This is a genomic window from Rhodopseudomonas sp. BR0C11, from assembly GCF_010820945.1.
Taxonomy (GTDB): domain Bacteria; phylum Pseudomonadota; class Alphaproteobacteria; order Rhizobiales; family Xanthobacteraceae; genus Rhodopseudomonas; species Rhodopseudomonas palustris_H.
In genome coordinates this window covers 1-433 of the sequence record NZ_QTKI01000857.1, presented here as the reverse complement: position 1 = coordinate 433, position 433 = coordinate 1, and the positions used below count along the sequence as shown (strand labels likewise).

1 pseudogene is annotated in these 433 nt (G+C 69.3%); it reads right to left on the bottom strand.

Annotated features, from left to right (window positions below):
- Window positions 1–433 (bottom strand): annotated as a pseudogene (locus DYI24_RS27800) (thioredoxin); the annotation flags it as partial.

The following is a 433-nucleotide window of genomic DNA, read 5'->3' as shown; positions in this document are numbered from 1 at the left end:
GGCGCGCCAGATCAACAGACCGAGCGCCACCGAACCGAACACCGCGATCGCCAGCGGCGCGGTGAACAGTCCCTTGGCGGCTTTCAGCGACTCCTTGCGGAATTCCGCCAGCCGCTCCTTCATGCTGCGCGGCCGGCGCTTGGTGCCGAACGAGGGCTTGCGCTTGCGCCGCGGCGGTAGCTCCTCTTCGTCGCCCGGCGCAGGCTCGTTGGCGAGCGCGCGCGTGAATGGATCCTGGTCGCCTTGACCCGGCAGGTCGGCGGTAATCGGCGGGCTCTCGACGACCGGGGTGTCCTGCTCGTCCTCGGTCACGCCCCATCCGGGATCATTGGCGAGGTCGTCGGTGGCCGGCTGCTGTTCTTCGACCGTCATGGCGGCGACACGGACGTCGCTCTGCACGTCTTCGGGCCGCGCCAGCCAGACTTCCTTGCAC